9 protein-coding genes are annotated in these 13,968 nt (G+C 65.7%); 1 reads left to right on the forward strand and 8 read right to left on the reverse strand.

Translation table 11 applies throughout. From position 1 onward, the window contains the following. Positions 1-7 precede the first annotated feature (7 nt). The 6 genes from RMP10_RS11870 to RMP10_RS11895 all read right to left on the reverse strand — a co-directional run bounded on the left by RMP10_RS11870 (position 8) and on the right by RMP10_RS11895 (position 8,791). Entirely contained in the window at positions 8-1,114 is a 1,107-nt protein-coding gene (locus RMP10_RS11870) for a proton-conducting transporter membrane subunit (protein WP_310570455.1), read from the reverse strand. Continuing rightward, a complete protein-coding gene (locus RMP10_RS11875; protein WP_310570456.1) occupies positions 1,111-2,424 on the reverse strand; it encodes a proton-conducting transporter membrane subunit in 1,314 nt (437 codons plus the stop codon). Before RMP10_RS11875 ends, RMP10_RS11870 begins: the two co-directional genes overlap by 4 nt. Continuing rightward, positions 2,421-5,333 (reverse strand): DUF2309 domain-containing protein, encoded by a 2,913-nt coding sequence (locus tag RMP10_RS11880; protein WP_310570457.1) that lies wholly within the window; start codon positions 5,331-5,333, stop codon positions 2,421-2,423. The genes RMP10_RS11875 and RMP10_RS11880 overlap by 4 nt, the downstream gene beginning before the upstream one ends. 2 nt (positions 5,334-5,335) lie before the next feature. Next, a complete protein-coding gene (locus tag RMP10_RS11885) occupies positions 5,336-6,805 on the reverse strand; it encodes a SulP family inorganic anion transporter (RefSeq protein WP_309671251.1) in 1,470 nt (489 codons plus the stop codon). Between the two features lie 219 nt (positions 6,806-7,024). After that, on the reverse strand, positions 7,025-7,711 hold the full coding sequence (locus RMP10_RS11890) for a J domain-containing protein (protein ID WP_310570458.1): 687 nt from the start codon (positions 7,709-7,711) through the stop codon (positions 7,025-7,027). 6 nt (positions 7,712-7,717) lie between these two features. Beyond that, positions 7,718-8,791 (reverse strand): NADH:flavin oxidoreductase/NADH oxidase, encoded by a 1,074-nt coding sequence (locus RMP10_RS11895; protein ID WP_310570459.1) that lies wholly within the window; start codon positions 8,789-8,791, stop codon positions 7,718-7,720. Between the two features lie 189 nt (positions 8,792-8,980). Between RMP10_RS11895 and RMP10_RS11900 the strand changes: the two genes are divergently transcribed. Continuing rightward, positions 8,981-10,336 (forward strand): amidohydrolase family protein, encoded by a 1,356-nt coding sequence (locus tag RMP10_RS11900; protein WP_310570460.1) that lies wholly within the window; start codon positions 8,981-8,983, stop codon positions 10,334-10,336. Between the two features lie 35 nt (positions 10,337-10,371). Here the strand turns inward: RMP10_RS11900 and RMP10_RS11905 are convergent, their stop codons facing one another. Beyond that, positions 10,372-11,457, reverse strand: a complete 1,086-nt coding sequence (locus tag RMP10_RS11905; RefSeq protein ID WP_310570461.1) for an SRPBCC family protein — start codon at positions 11,455-11,457, stop codon at positions 10,372-10,374. 9 nt (positions 11,458-11,466) lie between these two features. Continuing rightward, positions 11,467-13,944, reverse strand: coding sequence for a bifunctional YncE family protein/alkaline phosphatase family protein (locus RMP10_RS11910; RefSeq protein WP_310570462.1), 2,478 nt, complete (start codon positions 13,942-13,944; stop codon positions 11,467-11,469). Positions 13,945-13,968 lie beyond the last annotated feature (24 nt).

Genomic DNA, 13,968 nt, shown 5'->3' on the forward strand with positions numbered 1-13,968 from the left:
GGCAGTGTCACGCTGGCGTCACACTGAGGAAGGCATCGGCCGGCGTGAGCAGCAGACCCGGCATGAAACCCAGCACCAGCAGCAACACGAGCAGCGTGGCGGCCACCACGCGCTCGCGGGTGAGCAAGTCGGGGGCGATCGATGGCGTACCACGCCCGAGAAACGTCTTCGCGTAGCCGGTGAGCGTGGCGACGGCGAGAAAGGCGCTGGCGAGAATCATGGCCACGGTGCTGAACGGACTTTCCATCCAGAGCGTGTGCAGCAGGAGATCGTCGGCCACGAAACCGGCCATGCCGGGTAAGCCCACACCGGCGCCGCCAAACAGCGCAAAGGCCGCGGCTAACACCGGGAACGCGACCACGCGTCCACCCGGGCCGCTGAAGGACACCGGACCGACGCGCGATTCGAGCGCGCTCGTCATGATGCCGATGCCGCCCAGCGCGAGACCCATGGTGACCGTCACGAGCAGAGCGGCGGCAAATCCGCCGTAGCTGGCGGTACCGATGGCGGCGAGCACCATGCCGCCGTGCATGGTCGTGGTGCCGCGATAGAAGCCGCGCAGGTCCTTCTGGACGAGCGTGATCAGTGCCGCCACAATGGCCGCGATGGCACCGCCGCGAATCAGCCACGGCGCCAGCGTCATCGCAGCGGCGTGATGATCGACGAAACGCAGATGCACGAACACCAGCGCAATGGTCGACGCCAGCTGCTGGGTTTGCACCACCGGTGCCCGATCACAGAGCTGCGCCACACCGACATGCAGCGGCATGGCACCGGTCCGCATGGCGATCGCCAGGCACGAGAGCACGAGCGCGATCGTGAGATGGCCAAGGTGCACACTGACTGCGGCGGCGGCCGTGAGACCTCCCGTGGTCAGCAGCATGAGCGCGCCGGTGCGCGTGAGATGCCACGCCCCCGCCGCGTGAATGAGCGCGCCGCCCGCGACGGCCGCATAGGCGACGGCGCCGTGTCCGGCGAAGAAGGCGATCGACTGCGTGGCAATGAGGGCCACCAGTGGCCAGAGCGGGCGCCGTCCTTGCTGGGCCAGCAGTGGCGCCGCCAACAACACGAGACAGAACACCAGGGCTTCCCAAGGAGCCGAGAACGGCGTCATGCGTCGGCACCCGAATCGATCGAGAGCGCGCGACGGAAGCGTTGGTCGGCCCGGTCGAGCAGACGCGCCATGTCCAGCATCGGCGCCAGCATGGCATCGGTGAGATCATCGAGGCGCAACCGATGCAGCGACGCCGCGTAGACGCGTACGGCCAGCCTGGGCGACCGTCGCTCGAGCCAGCTCGGCCCGCGATGGGCGTGCCCCAGGCGATGGCTGTCATGGATCATGTTCGGCGCCTTTAGGTACTGCCCCAGCCGTAAGAAGGCGTGACAGACGAGGTGGGCGAGTGCCAGCGTGGTCCAGCCCATCCCGATCTCAGCCAGGATCAACCCGACCTGCGCCAGCGTGGCGTGAGCCAATGCCCCCTTGGCGTCGGTGTGCACGCGTACCACAGCCGCGGCATAGACCGCGGTCGAGAGTCCGACGATCACCGCCATGGTGCGCGCAATCGGTGACACGTCCAGCACCGGCCAGACGCGCAACAGCAGGAACAACCCGGCGTGAATCGACACGGCGCCGTAGAACAGCGCACTCGACGGCGTGGGCCCTTCCATCGCGCGCGGCAGCCAGCCGGAGAAGGGCAGCTGCGCCGACTTGCCCATCGCCGATAAGAGGAACAGCAGCGCGATCGCCGTGGACTGCATCGCGGGAAGCGCGGCCGCACTGCCTAAGGCGGAAAAGCGCGCTGATCCCAGCGCTTCGAACGTCATCACCGTCGCGATAAGCAGACCGGCGTCGGAGAACCGATACGTTGCGAAGGCGCGCAGCGAGGAGCGCACGGGTTCGTCGCGCTCGTGGAAGAAGCCAATGAAGAATGCCGACGAAATGCCGATCAGCTCCCAGCCCGCGAAAAACAGCTCCAGGGCGCCCGCCAGCGCCACGAGCTGCGTGCCGGTCGCGAAGAGGCCGAGCAGCGTAAAGAAGCGCGTGTAGCCAGGCTCTTTGTGCAGATACGTGCGCGAGAAGCGCGCCACGAGCGCGGTGAGCACCGAGGCGAACAGCGAAATGGTGGTCGAGATGCGATCGACCAGCAGCACGGCAGGAATACGAAAATCGCGGATGCGCAGCCAGTCGCCGAATTCGATGTCGCCGGTAACCGGCGCACCGATCAGCCCCAGGTACCCCGCCAGCACCACCGCGCCGGCGCCGATCGACACGAGGAGTCCACTGTGCACCACCGTCGTCACGAACCGTTCACTCGTCGCGCGTCGCCAGAGCAGGACGCGCGTCCCGATCAGCAGCACACTGACGAGCGGGGCCAGAATCGCGAGCGCCAGCGCGATACGCACGACAAACACGGAGTCCGTCATGCCGATTGGTGGAGACGGGGACCGACCGCGGAGAGCGGCAAGGCGCTGCGTACCAACGCCGGCGGCAGATGGGCGCGACTCTGCAGGTGCCACTCTGGTGAGCGTTCGACCACCGGCAGCAGCATGGGTTGCGGGTGGTACGGCACGAACCCGCCGTCTTGAAAGAGCGACATGGCACCCGTCTCCGGATGCATGGCCACCAGCTGAATCCACTGCTTCGTCACCAACTCGGCCACCTCAGCCTGGCGCGAGGCGACAGTCAGCAGGGACTCCGGCGACGCATCCACGATGAGCAGCAGACGCATCGGCTCGTGGATCTCGACCATCTGCCGCGGCAGTCCGGTGCGGAGATCGCTCTGATGGCCGTTCATCACGCCGATGAGCCCCGTGACATTGTGCGGGAGCTTTGTACCGCAGCCGAACGTCTCGTTGTCCACCGACGAGAAGTAATACTCAAGACTGATGCCGGCACCCACCGGACCGACGGCAGCGAGAATGCGCTCGAGCACTTTGTCGTTCTCGTCGACGCCAGGGTCGTAGCTCACCAGAAAGGCGCGGCGATCGAGGTGCAGTCCGCGGGTGAGATGCCGCCGACCCACGATGCAGATGGCATTCGTGCAGTGACCATACTCAGGTCGTGGCTGCGCGAGATGCGATGAGCGCGCCTCCACATGCAACAGCGCCGCCTCTGGCGTGAGATTGAGTGGCGCGTCATCGAACCGACGGCTGCGTTCCAGCGCATCCTCGCGCCGCGCGATCTCGAGGGCACCGTACACTTCTTCGAAAGCCGGCACCAACGTTGGGGGCAACGTCTCGAGATCGTAGTAGCGCACGCTATCGCTGGCGGTGTCGTGCAGCGCACCGACGAACCAGGTGTCGGTGGGAATGGCGATGCCACGTCGGCGTACGCCGTCGCGGACGTCGGGACGATTCGCCATATCAGCGAAGACGCGCGCATTCGCGCCGCCGCGCCGTCCGCCACAGGCACCGCAGTCGTGCGCTGACTCGTGCGGGTTGTTCAGACTGGTCGAGCCGTGACCCAGGAACACGACGATGGGCGCGAAGTCGCGCACGAGGCCGAGGTTTGTCAGGACGGCCGTCACCCGGTCGATCGACTCGTCCAGCGAGAAGCCGATCGGTTTGCCTCCGTCGACAATGCGCGCGCTGTCATCCACGCGGAACGCCGAAAGCCTGGTGGTGGGCACCGGCGCCAGCCGCGACACCAGCCGCTGTCCCCACTGCAATGACGAACGTGGTGCGGCCACACGAGCCAGCGTTTTCAGTCCCGACAGCGGACCAAGCAGAAAGGAGAGGCCGGCACCGCCGCTGAGCGTGCGCGAGGCCACCGCCGCGCGGCGTTCCCAGCCTAGCCAGCGATCGCGTATCCGCTGGCGCACTTCGTGTCGCTCAAGGGCGGTGTATACGGGCTGTTCATGCACTTCATGCGCGGGGGTGACCACCACGGGACAGTGGGCCGCCACCGCGTGATCGTCGAGTCCCATGTAGTCGATCGCGACGCCGAAGAAGCCCGCCGTGCCGAATGTGATGTAGCCGGCATGCTGCTCTTCGAGCGCACGACGGATCGACTCTTCGCGCTCGTCGATGCAGAACACGAACTGTCCCCGCGGCCGCTCGCCGCTAGGCGCATCGTCCGGAAGGGCGCGTCGCGCGGCGACCGCGTCAAGAATCACCGTGCGATAGGACCGCTCGTACGCCTCCTGAAAGATCTGGCGGCGCGCGATGTCGGTGCAGGCCACACACTCCGACCAGAGCGTCGAGAGGGACTGGTCGGTGAGCGCGTGCACAGCCGATGCATCGAGGCCCGCCGTGCCGGCAAGCGTACAGAGCAACGAAGCATCGAGGACGGCATCGCGCGCCGGTAACGGCGGGGAAAGCCGCCGCAACGCCGACCACGCGTGCGGGAGACCTGCGGCCTTGCACACCCGCGCGATGGCCCGATGCTCGAGCAGCAGTCGTACCGCGAGAAACTCCTCGAGCGACACGGCGGCGTCATCGGTGTGTTCTTCCGGATGGCGCTGCAGGCGTGCAAACATGCCGGTCCAGCCGGGAAGTGCGACGGCTGTGGCCAGCAAAAACGGCTCAACGGCATCGCCATCGACGCCGAGCTGCGTGAGCAGGCGGCGAATCACCGATGCCGGCGACTCGTTGCTGCTGAACACCGTACGCATGTCGTCGTCGACACCGCGACAGGCCCGCGGCGGTGACGCGCCGTCGGCGTAGCCCGCTGAGACCGCGCGGAGAAATCCCTTCTCGCGATTCGGCGCGCTGACCTGCGCCTGTCCCTGATCGAGAAAGCCCGACGACAGTCGAATCAGTTCGCCGTGTACGGCCACGTCAGTGTCGGAATGGCCGAGCGCCATCAGGATGTCCCGATGGCGCTCGCGTTTCCGTGTATCTGTCGGTGTGAGACGCGGTCCGCGCGACACGCGTTCGATGCACGCCGCCCAGAGAGCCGGGTCGCGACTCGGCGCGGCCGTGCCCGACCGCAGGAGGTACGCGAGCGCCGGCGCGTCGTCGCTGTCGGCGTCGGTGAGTGAGAGCTGTGTCCACAGCTCGTCGCGCGACAGTCCAGGCAACACGGTGTCGTGCGCGCGTGCGCCCAGTGCACGGCCGATTTCGTGGCGCACATCCGACTCTGCCACGCGTCCCACGGCGAGCGCGGCGCGGAACTCGCGCAGGCTCAAGTACGGTCGCGCGCCGAGTACTTCGGCCCCCGCCTGCACTCCTTCGTGGAACGGGAGATGCTGAAAGGCGTGCAGCGTGTTGTGGTGAATGAAGACCCCGATCGGTCCCTGATCGGGGAGTATACCGTGAGCCGCGGCAAGAGCGCGCGAAACTGGATCGGCCTCGTGTGCGTCGGCAGAGCCGTGATGCGCCGAGGCCGACATGATCAGTGACCGCCGCCGGCGGAGGTGTTCGAGAGATCGATGCCGCGTACCGTCACCGTGATATTGCGATGGTGCGCGTCTTCGATGAAGGTGGCGAGCACTTCCTTCACGTCATGGTCGATATACTCGCCGGAGCCGTCGATGACGACCGATTCCCCGTCGTCCACTTCGTCGAGCGTGGTTACGATGCCCGGCTTCGACACGAAGGTGCCGTCTCGACGGAAACGCAGCTGCCAGACGCCCGCGTCGTCCTTCTCGGCGACCACCGCGCGCTTCGAGTTCTCGTACAGTACGAAGGCGATGCCGACGAAGATGCCGAGGATCACACCCTTGAGCAGGTCGAGCGCGAGAACCGCCGCGATGGTGAGCGCGAACGGCAACAGCTGTGTCATGCCCAGCTTCACCTGGGTGGTGAAGAGCGCCGGCTTGCAGAGGTTCAGGCCGACCTGAATCAGCACGGCCGCCAGGCAGGCCAGCGGAATGCGATTCAGCAACGGACCGGCGAAGAGCACGGCACCAAGCAGCAGGAGACCGTGCACCAGCGCGGAGAACCGCTCGCGTCCTCCAGCCGCCACGTTGGCGCCGCTCCGCACGATCACGGCCGTCACGGGCAAACCACCCAGGAAGCCAGACACCGCGTTGGCAGCGCCCTGAGCCAGCAGCTCGCGATCGGGCGGGCTGTGACGCTTGAGCGGATCAAGGCGATCGATGGCCTGCAGCGACAGCAGTGTTTCGATACTGGCGACCACGGCGATCGTGGCACCGGCGATCCACGCGGTCGGATTCATGAACGCGGCCCACTCCGGTCGCGGCAGTGCGCTGTAGAGCGCCCCGACGCCGCCCAATGGGACATTCACGAAATGACGCGCATCGAGCGCGAAGGTGGGTGAGCCGGCGAATGCCACCGCCAGACCACTGGCCACGAGCACGACGACCAGTGCCGGCGAAATCAGCTTGAGCTTCGCGAGCGGCGTGTGCTTCCATCCATACAGAATGGCCAGCGAGACAAGCGCAATCGTGACCGGGCCCAAGTGGTACTGCGTCAGCATCGTCGACAGCCCACCAGCGGAGCCGACCGCAACGGGCAACTGCTTGAGAATGATCGTGATGCCGATCGCGGCGAGCATGCCCTTGATGACCGACGAAGGCACCAGCGCCGCGAAGCGCCCGGCGCGTATCACCCCCAACAGAACCTGCAGCGCGCCGGCGATCATCACCGCGGTCAGGAACGGATTCACCCCTCCGAGATTCTGCACCTCCACCAGCACGATGGAAGTGAGACCGGCCGCCGGTCCCGTCACGGAGAGTGCCGAGCGACTGATCCACGGAACGACCAGACCACCAACGATGCCGGCAATCAGGCCGGAAATGGGAGGGACGCCACAGGCGATCGCGATACCGAGGCAGAGCGGTACTGCGACGAGGAAGACAACGAATCCAGCCACGCTGTCTTCTTTGACGTGGCCGAACATGGACGGATGATGATGCATTGGCGTCGATCAGGGGCGGGGGCGTGATGCGAACGTAAAGAGAACCTACGTATCGGTCACCCCAATGCCCAGCGATTTGCTCGGACTTGGAAAATGTGGGCCTCTCGTGCTGAAGCGTTTCGTCCCAACGTCCCACGGTTGCTCCGTTCGTCCTCTCTTCCGCACTGGCCGACGCGTCGGGGTGACGTCCGCGCCGTGTCGTCAGGCGATGGCCGACACGAAGCCGCCGGTCGACTCGGCAAACAGGGCGCTTGCGAGCGACGCATGGACGGTGAACACCGCGTCGAGCCGCCGGCAGCCGACCACCGTTGCCACGACATCGAACGAGCGGCCGACGATACGCACGACGCGATGTCGCGGCAGCTCGAGGCCGCTGTACACACTGATGCCATCGAGCGAGAGATCGCGCATCCGCACATCGATCGCGTCGGATTGCCAGTCGACGTGCATGATGGCCCAGTCGGACTTGCTGACGCGCGGAATGCCCCGTCGATCCATCGGCTTTGCGCGCGGACCGGTGACGCGTACGGGCGCGAGCGGGGCGTGACAGCGCGCGCAACGCGTGTTCCGCTCGACTTGCATTGGCAGTCCGAGGTGGCACATGAGACACGCGTGGGCGGGCGGTGCAGGGCGTGCAGCGGGCGCCGCGTTGGCGGTGCCTTGCCGCCAAGCGGCGCGGGTAGCGCGATGGGCATCGTAGGCGGCGCGCTTGGCCGGATTCGACAACACCGCGTACGCGTCGTTCAGCAGCACGGCCTCGGACTCATTGCCGCCCACATCTGGATGACGGGTGGCGATCAGCGCCCGATACGCGGCCTTGATGACTTCGGGCGGCGCATCCGGTTGCACATGCAGCAGGCGATAGTGATTGCGTCGATTGGTCGTCATGGTGGTCTATCGGGGCCGCGCGCGCTCGTACTGCGGCGGCCAGGTGATGCTGGCGCCGAGTGCGTGGGCGGCGAGCAGCGGCCAACGCGGATTGCGGAGCAGTTCACGAGCGAGGAACACCATATCGGCACTGCCGTCCGCGACGATCTGTTCGGCTTGGGTCGCGTCGGTGATCAATCCCACTGCGGCCGTGGGCAGTTTGGATTCCGCGCGGATGCGCCGTGCGAACGGGACCTGGTAGCCGGGCCCGATCGTAATCTGCTGGTGTGCGGCGAGGCCGCCGGATGAACAGTCGAGCAGGTCGACACCGCGGGCGTGCAGCTGCGTGGCAAGCTGTACGGATTCCTCGACGTTCCAGCCGCCCTCGGCCCAGTCGGTGGCGGAGATGCGCACGATCAGGGGCAGCTCGTCGGGCCATACCGCACGCACCGCATCGGTCACTTCGAGCGTGAGGCGAATGCGGTTCTCGAACGATCCACCGTAGTGGTCGGTGCGCGTGTTGGCGATCGGGGACAGGAACTCGTGCAGCAGATAGCCGTGCGCGGCGTGTAGTTCGATGATCTGAAACCCGGCCTCGAAGGCTCGCCGCGCGGCCGCGCGAAAAGAGGCAATCACGTGCGCAATGCCCTCGAGTGAGAGCTCGTGCGGCGACGGATAATTGGGCGCGAACGGCACCGCGCTGGGAGCCATGACGTTGTCCCATCCACCCTCTGCCACCGCCACCGCGCCACCCGGCTGCTCCCACGGGCGACGGGTGCTGGCCTTTCGCCCGGCGTGCGCGAGCTGAATGCCCATCACGGTGCCCTGCGCGCGGCAGAAGTCGGTAATGCGCCGCAGCATCGGGATGTGCGCGTCATCCCAGATGCCCAGATCCTGTGGACTGATGCGCCCTTCGGGCGTGACCGCTGCCGCTTCGGTGATCACGAGTCCGGCGCCTCCGGTGGCAAACGCACCGAGGTGAACGAGATGCCAGTCGGTAGCGAAGCCGTTGTCGCTGGAATACTGGCACATCGGCGACACGCCGACGCGATTGCGTAACGTGAGCGAGCGGAGCGTGAGCGGGGAGAAGAGAGCGGACATGCGTGGAAGCTAGAGAGAGCGGTACGCGACTCGAGAACATAATGTGCTCGCCACGGCGCCAGCGAGTATCGCCGGGCTGCGGCGTAGCCGTAGCGGAGGATTTCACGCCGCAGCATACTGGCAAGGACGGCGTGTCCGAGCCTTCGTGACCACGCCGCGGTGCTGCCCAGCCCTCCCACCCCACAGGCCATGATCCGTCCTCACGCACTCCGTGCCGTTGCTGCGCTTGCGCTGGCGGCCTTCCCGCTCAGCGCGTTTCCGCTTAGGGCGCAGCAGGCCGCTGCCGTGGCGAGTACGGCGCCGATCATCGCGATCAAAGCGGGCCGGCTCATCGATCCGGCCACCGGAACGGTCGCGCTGAATCAGATTATCCTGGTCCAGAACCGCCATTTTCTGGCGGTCGGACCCTCGGTCGCCATCCCCAAGGATGCGCAGGTGATCGACCTGTCGTTGCTGACCGTGTTACCGGGCCTCGTGGATGCGCACAACCACCTGGCGCTCACGTACAAGGACGTGCCGGAGCGCAACAGCTACTACATCACGACCATTCTCGACGACACGCCGCTCCGCGCGATTCAGGCCGTCTCCAACGGCATTCAGATGCTGTCGTCCGGATTCACGATTGTCCGTGACATGGGCAACAACGGCAAGTACGCTGATATCGCACTCCGCCGAGGGATTGAGCAGGGCCTCGTGCCCGGTCCGACCATCATTCCGTCGGGACTCATCATCAGCGGGATGGGCGGTCAGTTTTCTCCCAATCCTGAGATGGCCTTCGATCGGAAGATTGTGTACCCCGAGTATCTGGAAGCCGACACGCCGGACGAAATTGTCAAAGCGGTTCGGCAGAACGCATTGGTCGGTGCGCGGGTGATCAAGATCTGCGTGGACTGCAAGCTGTGGGGATACTCCACCGACGAGATCAAGCTGGTGATCCGTGAAGCGGCGAAGGCCGGTCTCAAGGTCGAGGGGCACGTGCAGTCCGTGGCCGGTGCACATCGTGCCGTCGATGCCGGGATCTGGTCGATTGCTCACGATAACGGCATGAACGACACGATTCACAAGATCATGGCGGAGAAGCGGATCTTTCGCGCGGGCACCGAGACGCCGCTCTCACTGGTTGGACACACCACCGAGGCGCGCTACGCGCAAACGGTGTTGATGCTGCGCAATGCGTGGGAGAACAAGGTACCGATCACCTTCTCCACCGATGCCGACTACTACGTGCCGGGCAAAACGCGTGGCGAGGTGGCCATCGAGTTCGTCGAGACGTGGAAGGCCGCCCGCATTCCGGCGCCTGACATTCTTCGCGCCATGACGACCACTGGCTATGAGGTGAGTGAGACGACGACCACGCGCGGCCCCATCAAGCCCGGCATGTGGGCCGACCTGATCGCGGTACCCGGTAACCCGCTCCAGTCCATTGATGCGCTACGCAACGTGAAGTTCGTGCTTAAGAACGGGATGGTGTTCAAGAAGGACGGCGTGATGACACCGGAGGCCTTCTTCAACGGTGGCCCGGTGAACGGCGTCAACGCGCGGTAACGACCGTGCACGGGGGCGCACCGAGCGGCGCTGATTCAGGTCAGGAACTCGTGTAGCAGCGAGTGGAAATGGTGCACCCCGTTCTCGTGGCGTGCCGAGTAGCGGCCGCGGTCGTACACGCGCGAGCGGAGATTGCGCTGCACCGTCTCGCAGATCTCGATGTCCTCGTCCTGCACTTCGGCGCTGAACGCCATCAGCTTGGTCCAGGCCGGATCGGTGGCAGCGTTCGCTGGCGGATTGGTGGCGTACCAGTCGAACACCACCTTGCAGCGATCGTGACCCATGGGAATCACCACGTTCGACTGCATCTGCCCGAGATACACGTTCAGCATGATGTTCGGAAACATCCACACGTACACGGCTTCCGGCGTATCGGTCGTGGACGGGTCGTAGATGCGATCCGGATTGCCGCCGTGCACCGGGCGCAATGGCGCATGCTGAATGGAGAAGTACCGGTGTGGCTCCACGCGGTAGTTGTCCATGTCGAGCTCCTTGTGCAGGCCGGGGTGCACGACCGGGACGTGATAGCCTTCAAGGAAGTTGTCCACGTACACCTTCCAGTTACACGCGATGTCCCAGCTGCGCGATGTCACGTACTGCATGTTCTCGCAACCGAAGGCCTGCACGCGCTGAGGAATGTCTTCCATCATGTCCACGAGCGGTGGCGCTTTGCCGTCGAGATTCGCGAACACCAGCGGCCCCCATGTGGTGACCTTGACCGGCACCAGCTGCATCTCGGCCGGGCGGAACGACTCCACGCCTTCCATCCCCGGCGCGCGCTGCAGCGTGCCGTCAAGGCCGTACGTCCAGCCGTGATACCGGCACTGCAGCGTGTTCCGCTTCCCGCAGCCGTGTGCCACCGGACCGGCACGATGCAGGCACACGTTATGGAAGCCGCGCAGGGTGTCGCCGTCGCGCAGCACCACGATGCTGTCGTTGCCGACCTGCGCGGTCAGGAACTGTCCGTGCTCGGCCAACTGATCGACGCGTCCTACGAGCTGCCAGCTGTGCGCGAAGACGCGCTCCATCTCGAGCTCGAGGTACACCGGATCGTTGTACAAGCGCGCCGGGATGGTCGCAGCACGCTCGATGTTGGGATCGAAGGGGAAGACGAGAGCCATGCTTGGAAGCTACCAGCTTCGGAGCACTTCCGCGGCCGACATCCGAGTTGGACCGGGGTAGGGGCGGCTGGGTCCCTTGATGCTCCGCCACAAGATCCGATTGAACAGATCTTCCTCCGCCACGTCCTCGTAGCGAAGATCGAGCTGCCGCGACTCGTCGGCGCCGCGGCCACGCGAGGGGTTCCGGTCGGCCAGCGACACGGACGGCGTCAGCGCCCGATAGGGTCGCGCGTCTGGTGACGTGCGCCAGATCTCACGGAGCGGCCGTCCATAGTGGTCGAAAGGGGATAGCGCATCCAATCCGAGAATCGACTCCATGGTCGCGATCACGTCGGTCGTGTTCACGAATCGGCGATGTAGCCCCTCGCGCGCCCACGGCGAGATGACGAGCAACACCGAGCGGTGCGAATCCACGTGATCGGGGCCGGACTGCGCGTCGTCCTCGAGCACGAACACCGCTGTCTTCTCCCAGAAGGCGGTGTTGGAGAGTGCTTCAATCATGCGGCCGAGCGCCAAGTCGTTGTCTGCCATGTACGCCTGCGGCGTCGGCTTGCCGGCCGATGCCCCCGACGTGTGATCGTTCGGAAGGCGGACGATCTGCAGTCGCGGCATCTCACCAGCGGCGGCGAATCCCCGCAATTCAGAAATCCAGACATCCGCTCGACGCTGATCGGTAATGTCCAGATCGTATCCCGGAAAGGCGCGGCTGGTGTTGGCGCGCAGGAACGGCTTGAGGCCGCGATAGCCGGCCGGCGCCGCGCCGGTCGCCCCCTCAGGCGCCACGAACTCACCAAAATTCCGGAAGGTGATCCCCTTTCGCTGGGCCAGGTCCCAGAGGTACCCGTTCGCCGGTTCGGCGACGTCGTCATCGCCGTCGTCCATCGGCACGCGACCGCGATTAGCGCCCTCGTAGTCGTAGCTGCGACCGCGCGATGAATAGTTCGACGGCACCGTCTTCTGCGTGTAGTCGGTGGTGTATGCCGCCATGCTCCAGTTGTGTCCGTCGGCGCTGACTTCGGCGTTCACGAAGAAGCGATCGAACAGCCCGAAACGTTCGGCGAGCGCATGATGATTCGGCGAATTCGAACGCGGGAAGAACACAAGGCTCGTGTCCCCGTCGCCCTGCGGCAGGTCACCCAGCACCTGGTCGTATGTGCGGTTCTCCTTGATCACGTAGATCACGTGCGTGACGGGCGGCATGCCGGCTCCCGTGGCCCGATTATCCCAGTGATTGGCGCGCGCGACGCGGGCCGAGAGTGGCGCGAGCCGGCTGCCACCAAGATCGGCCACGGCGAGACGTGTAAGCGTGCCGTTGATCTGTCCGGCGGTATAGTTCACGGCTCTCGCGGCGGCGTCGGTCGCGCCCGGCTGAGGCAGTCGGGGGTTAGGTCCCGTGCCGCGTCCCTTGGCGTCGATCACGTGCAGGGTGTCACCGAAAAGCGCGACGGCCACCGGATACCACCCCACCGGCGCACGTCCGAGCAGGGAGTCCTTCACGCCGGTGCCCCGGCCCGCCGTGCCCGCGCTGAGCGCGAACACCGCGACGGCGTTGTTGTCGCCTTCCGCAACGTAGAGCGTGGTCCCGTCACCCGAGAGCTGCAGTCCCATCGGGGTACTGCCTTGACCCAGATTGGCCGGTGTTGGGTCGTGCAGTGTGCTGACCACCGTGCGGCGACGTGTGTCGATCACGCTGATAGCGTCGGTTGACGCGGAGACGGCGAACAATCGCTCCCCATTCGCGGACAACAGCAGGGTCGACGGATGACGTTCCACGGGAATGCGCGTCTCGTCCACGAGACCGTCCGGATGCTCGCGGAACACGTGCACATCGCGGGTTCCCCAGCTGGACACGAAGACGTCACCGTTCGCCGCGGCCACCACCGCATAGGGATAGCGCCCCGCTGCTATGCGCTGAATCACGGCGCCGGATGCCAGGTCAACAACGGCCACCGAGTCGGCCAGATTCTCAGCAACATAGAGACGTCGTCCGTCTCGGCTCACGGCGAGTCCGGCCGGGTAGCTGGTGCCGGACGATCGAGGATTGCGCTTCACGCGGATAGTGAGCGAATCCTTTCGTGCGAGTCGCTTGCCGTTCCAGCCGTAGCGATAGACCGCATCCGTGTTTCCTCCCGATGCGAACAGCGTGCGTCCGTCGGGCGAGAACGCGAGTCCGATAAACGCGGCCGTCTGCTCGGCGGTCTGCACGACGGCACCCGTGCGCCGGTCAACCACCTGGACGCCCTGCTGCCGCCAGCCGTTGAGGAGCAACAGCAAATGCGCTGAGTCCGGCGACGCGACGACGGCGAGCGGAAAATTACCCACGTCGGACCTGGCGCCAGCAGGGTCGAGCACAGCGCCGGTCGGAAGTCGAGGCGGTTCTGCGGCGTTGGTCGGTGCCGTGTCGGAGGAGGCCGGCGTACACGCAGTATAGGCGAAGACCGCGGCGCTGATGCCGACGGCGCGCGCGAGAAAGTCAGAGTATCCCATGCCCTGAGAATGCGCGGCACCGGC

It is taken from the genome of Gemmatimonas sp., assembly GCF_031426495.1.
Lineage (GTDB): Bacteria > Gemmatimonadota > Gemmatimonadetes > Gemmatimonadales > Gemmatimonadaceae > Gemmatimonas.

Excerpts from the sequence above, each read along its gene's own strand:
- RMP10_RS11885 (WP_309671251.1), bottom strand. The coding sequence starts at position 6,805 with ATGTTCGGCCACGTCAAAGAAGACAGCGTGGCTGGATTCGTTGTCTTC.
- RMP10_RS11895 (WP_310570459.1), bottom strand. The coding sequence starts at position 8,791 with ATGTCCGCTCTCTTCTCCCCGCTCACGCTCCGCTCGCTCACGTTACGC.
- RMP10_RS11910 (WP_310570462.1), bottom strand. The coding sequence starts at position 13,944 with ATGGGATACTCTGACTTTCTCGCGCGCGCCGTCGGCATCAGCGCCGCG.
- RMP10_RS11900 (WP_310570460.1), top strand. The coding sequence starts at position 8,981 with ATGATCCGTCCTCACGCACTCCGTGCCGTTGCTGCGCTTGCGCTGGCG.
- RMP10_RS11905 (WP_310570461.1), bottom strand. The coding sequence starts at position 11,457 with ATGGCTCTCGTCTTCCCCTTCGATCCCAACATCGAGCGTGCTGCGACC.
- RMP10_RS11870 (WP_310570455.1), bottom strand. The coding sequence starts at position 1,114 with ATGACGCCGTTCTCGGCTCCTTGGGAAGCCCTGGTGTTCTGTCTCGTG.
- RMP10_RS11890 (WP_310570458.1), bottom strand. The coding sequence starts at position 7,711 with ATGACGACCAATCGACGCAATCACTATCGCCTGCTGCATGTGCAACCG.
- RMP10_RS11880 (WP_310570457.1), bottom strand. The coding sequence starts at position 5,333 with ATGTCGGCCTCGGCGCATCACGGCTCTGCCGACGCACACGAGGCCGAT.
- RMP10_RS11875 (WP_310570456.1), bottom strand. The coding sequence starts at position 2,424 with ATGACGGACTCCGTGTTTGTCGTGCGTATCGCGCTGGCGCTCGCGATT.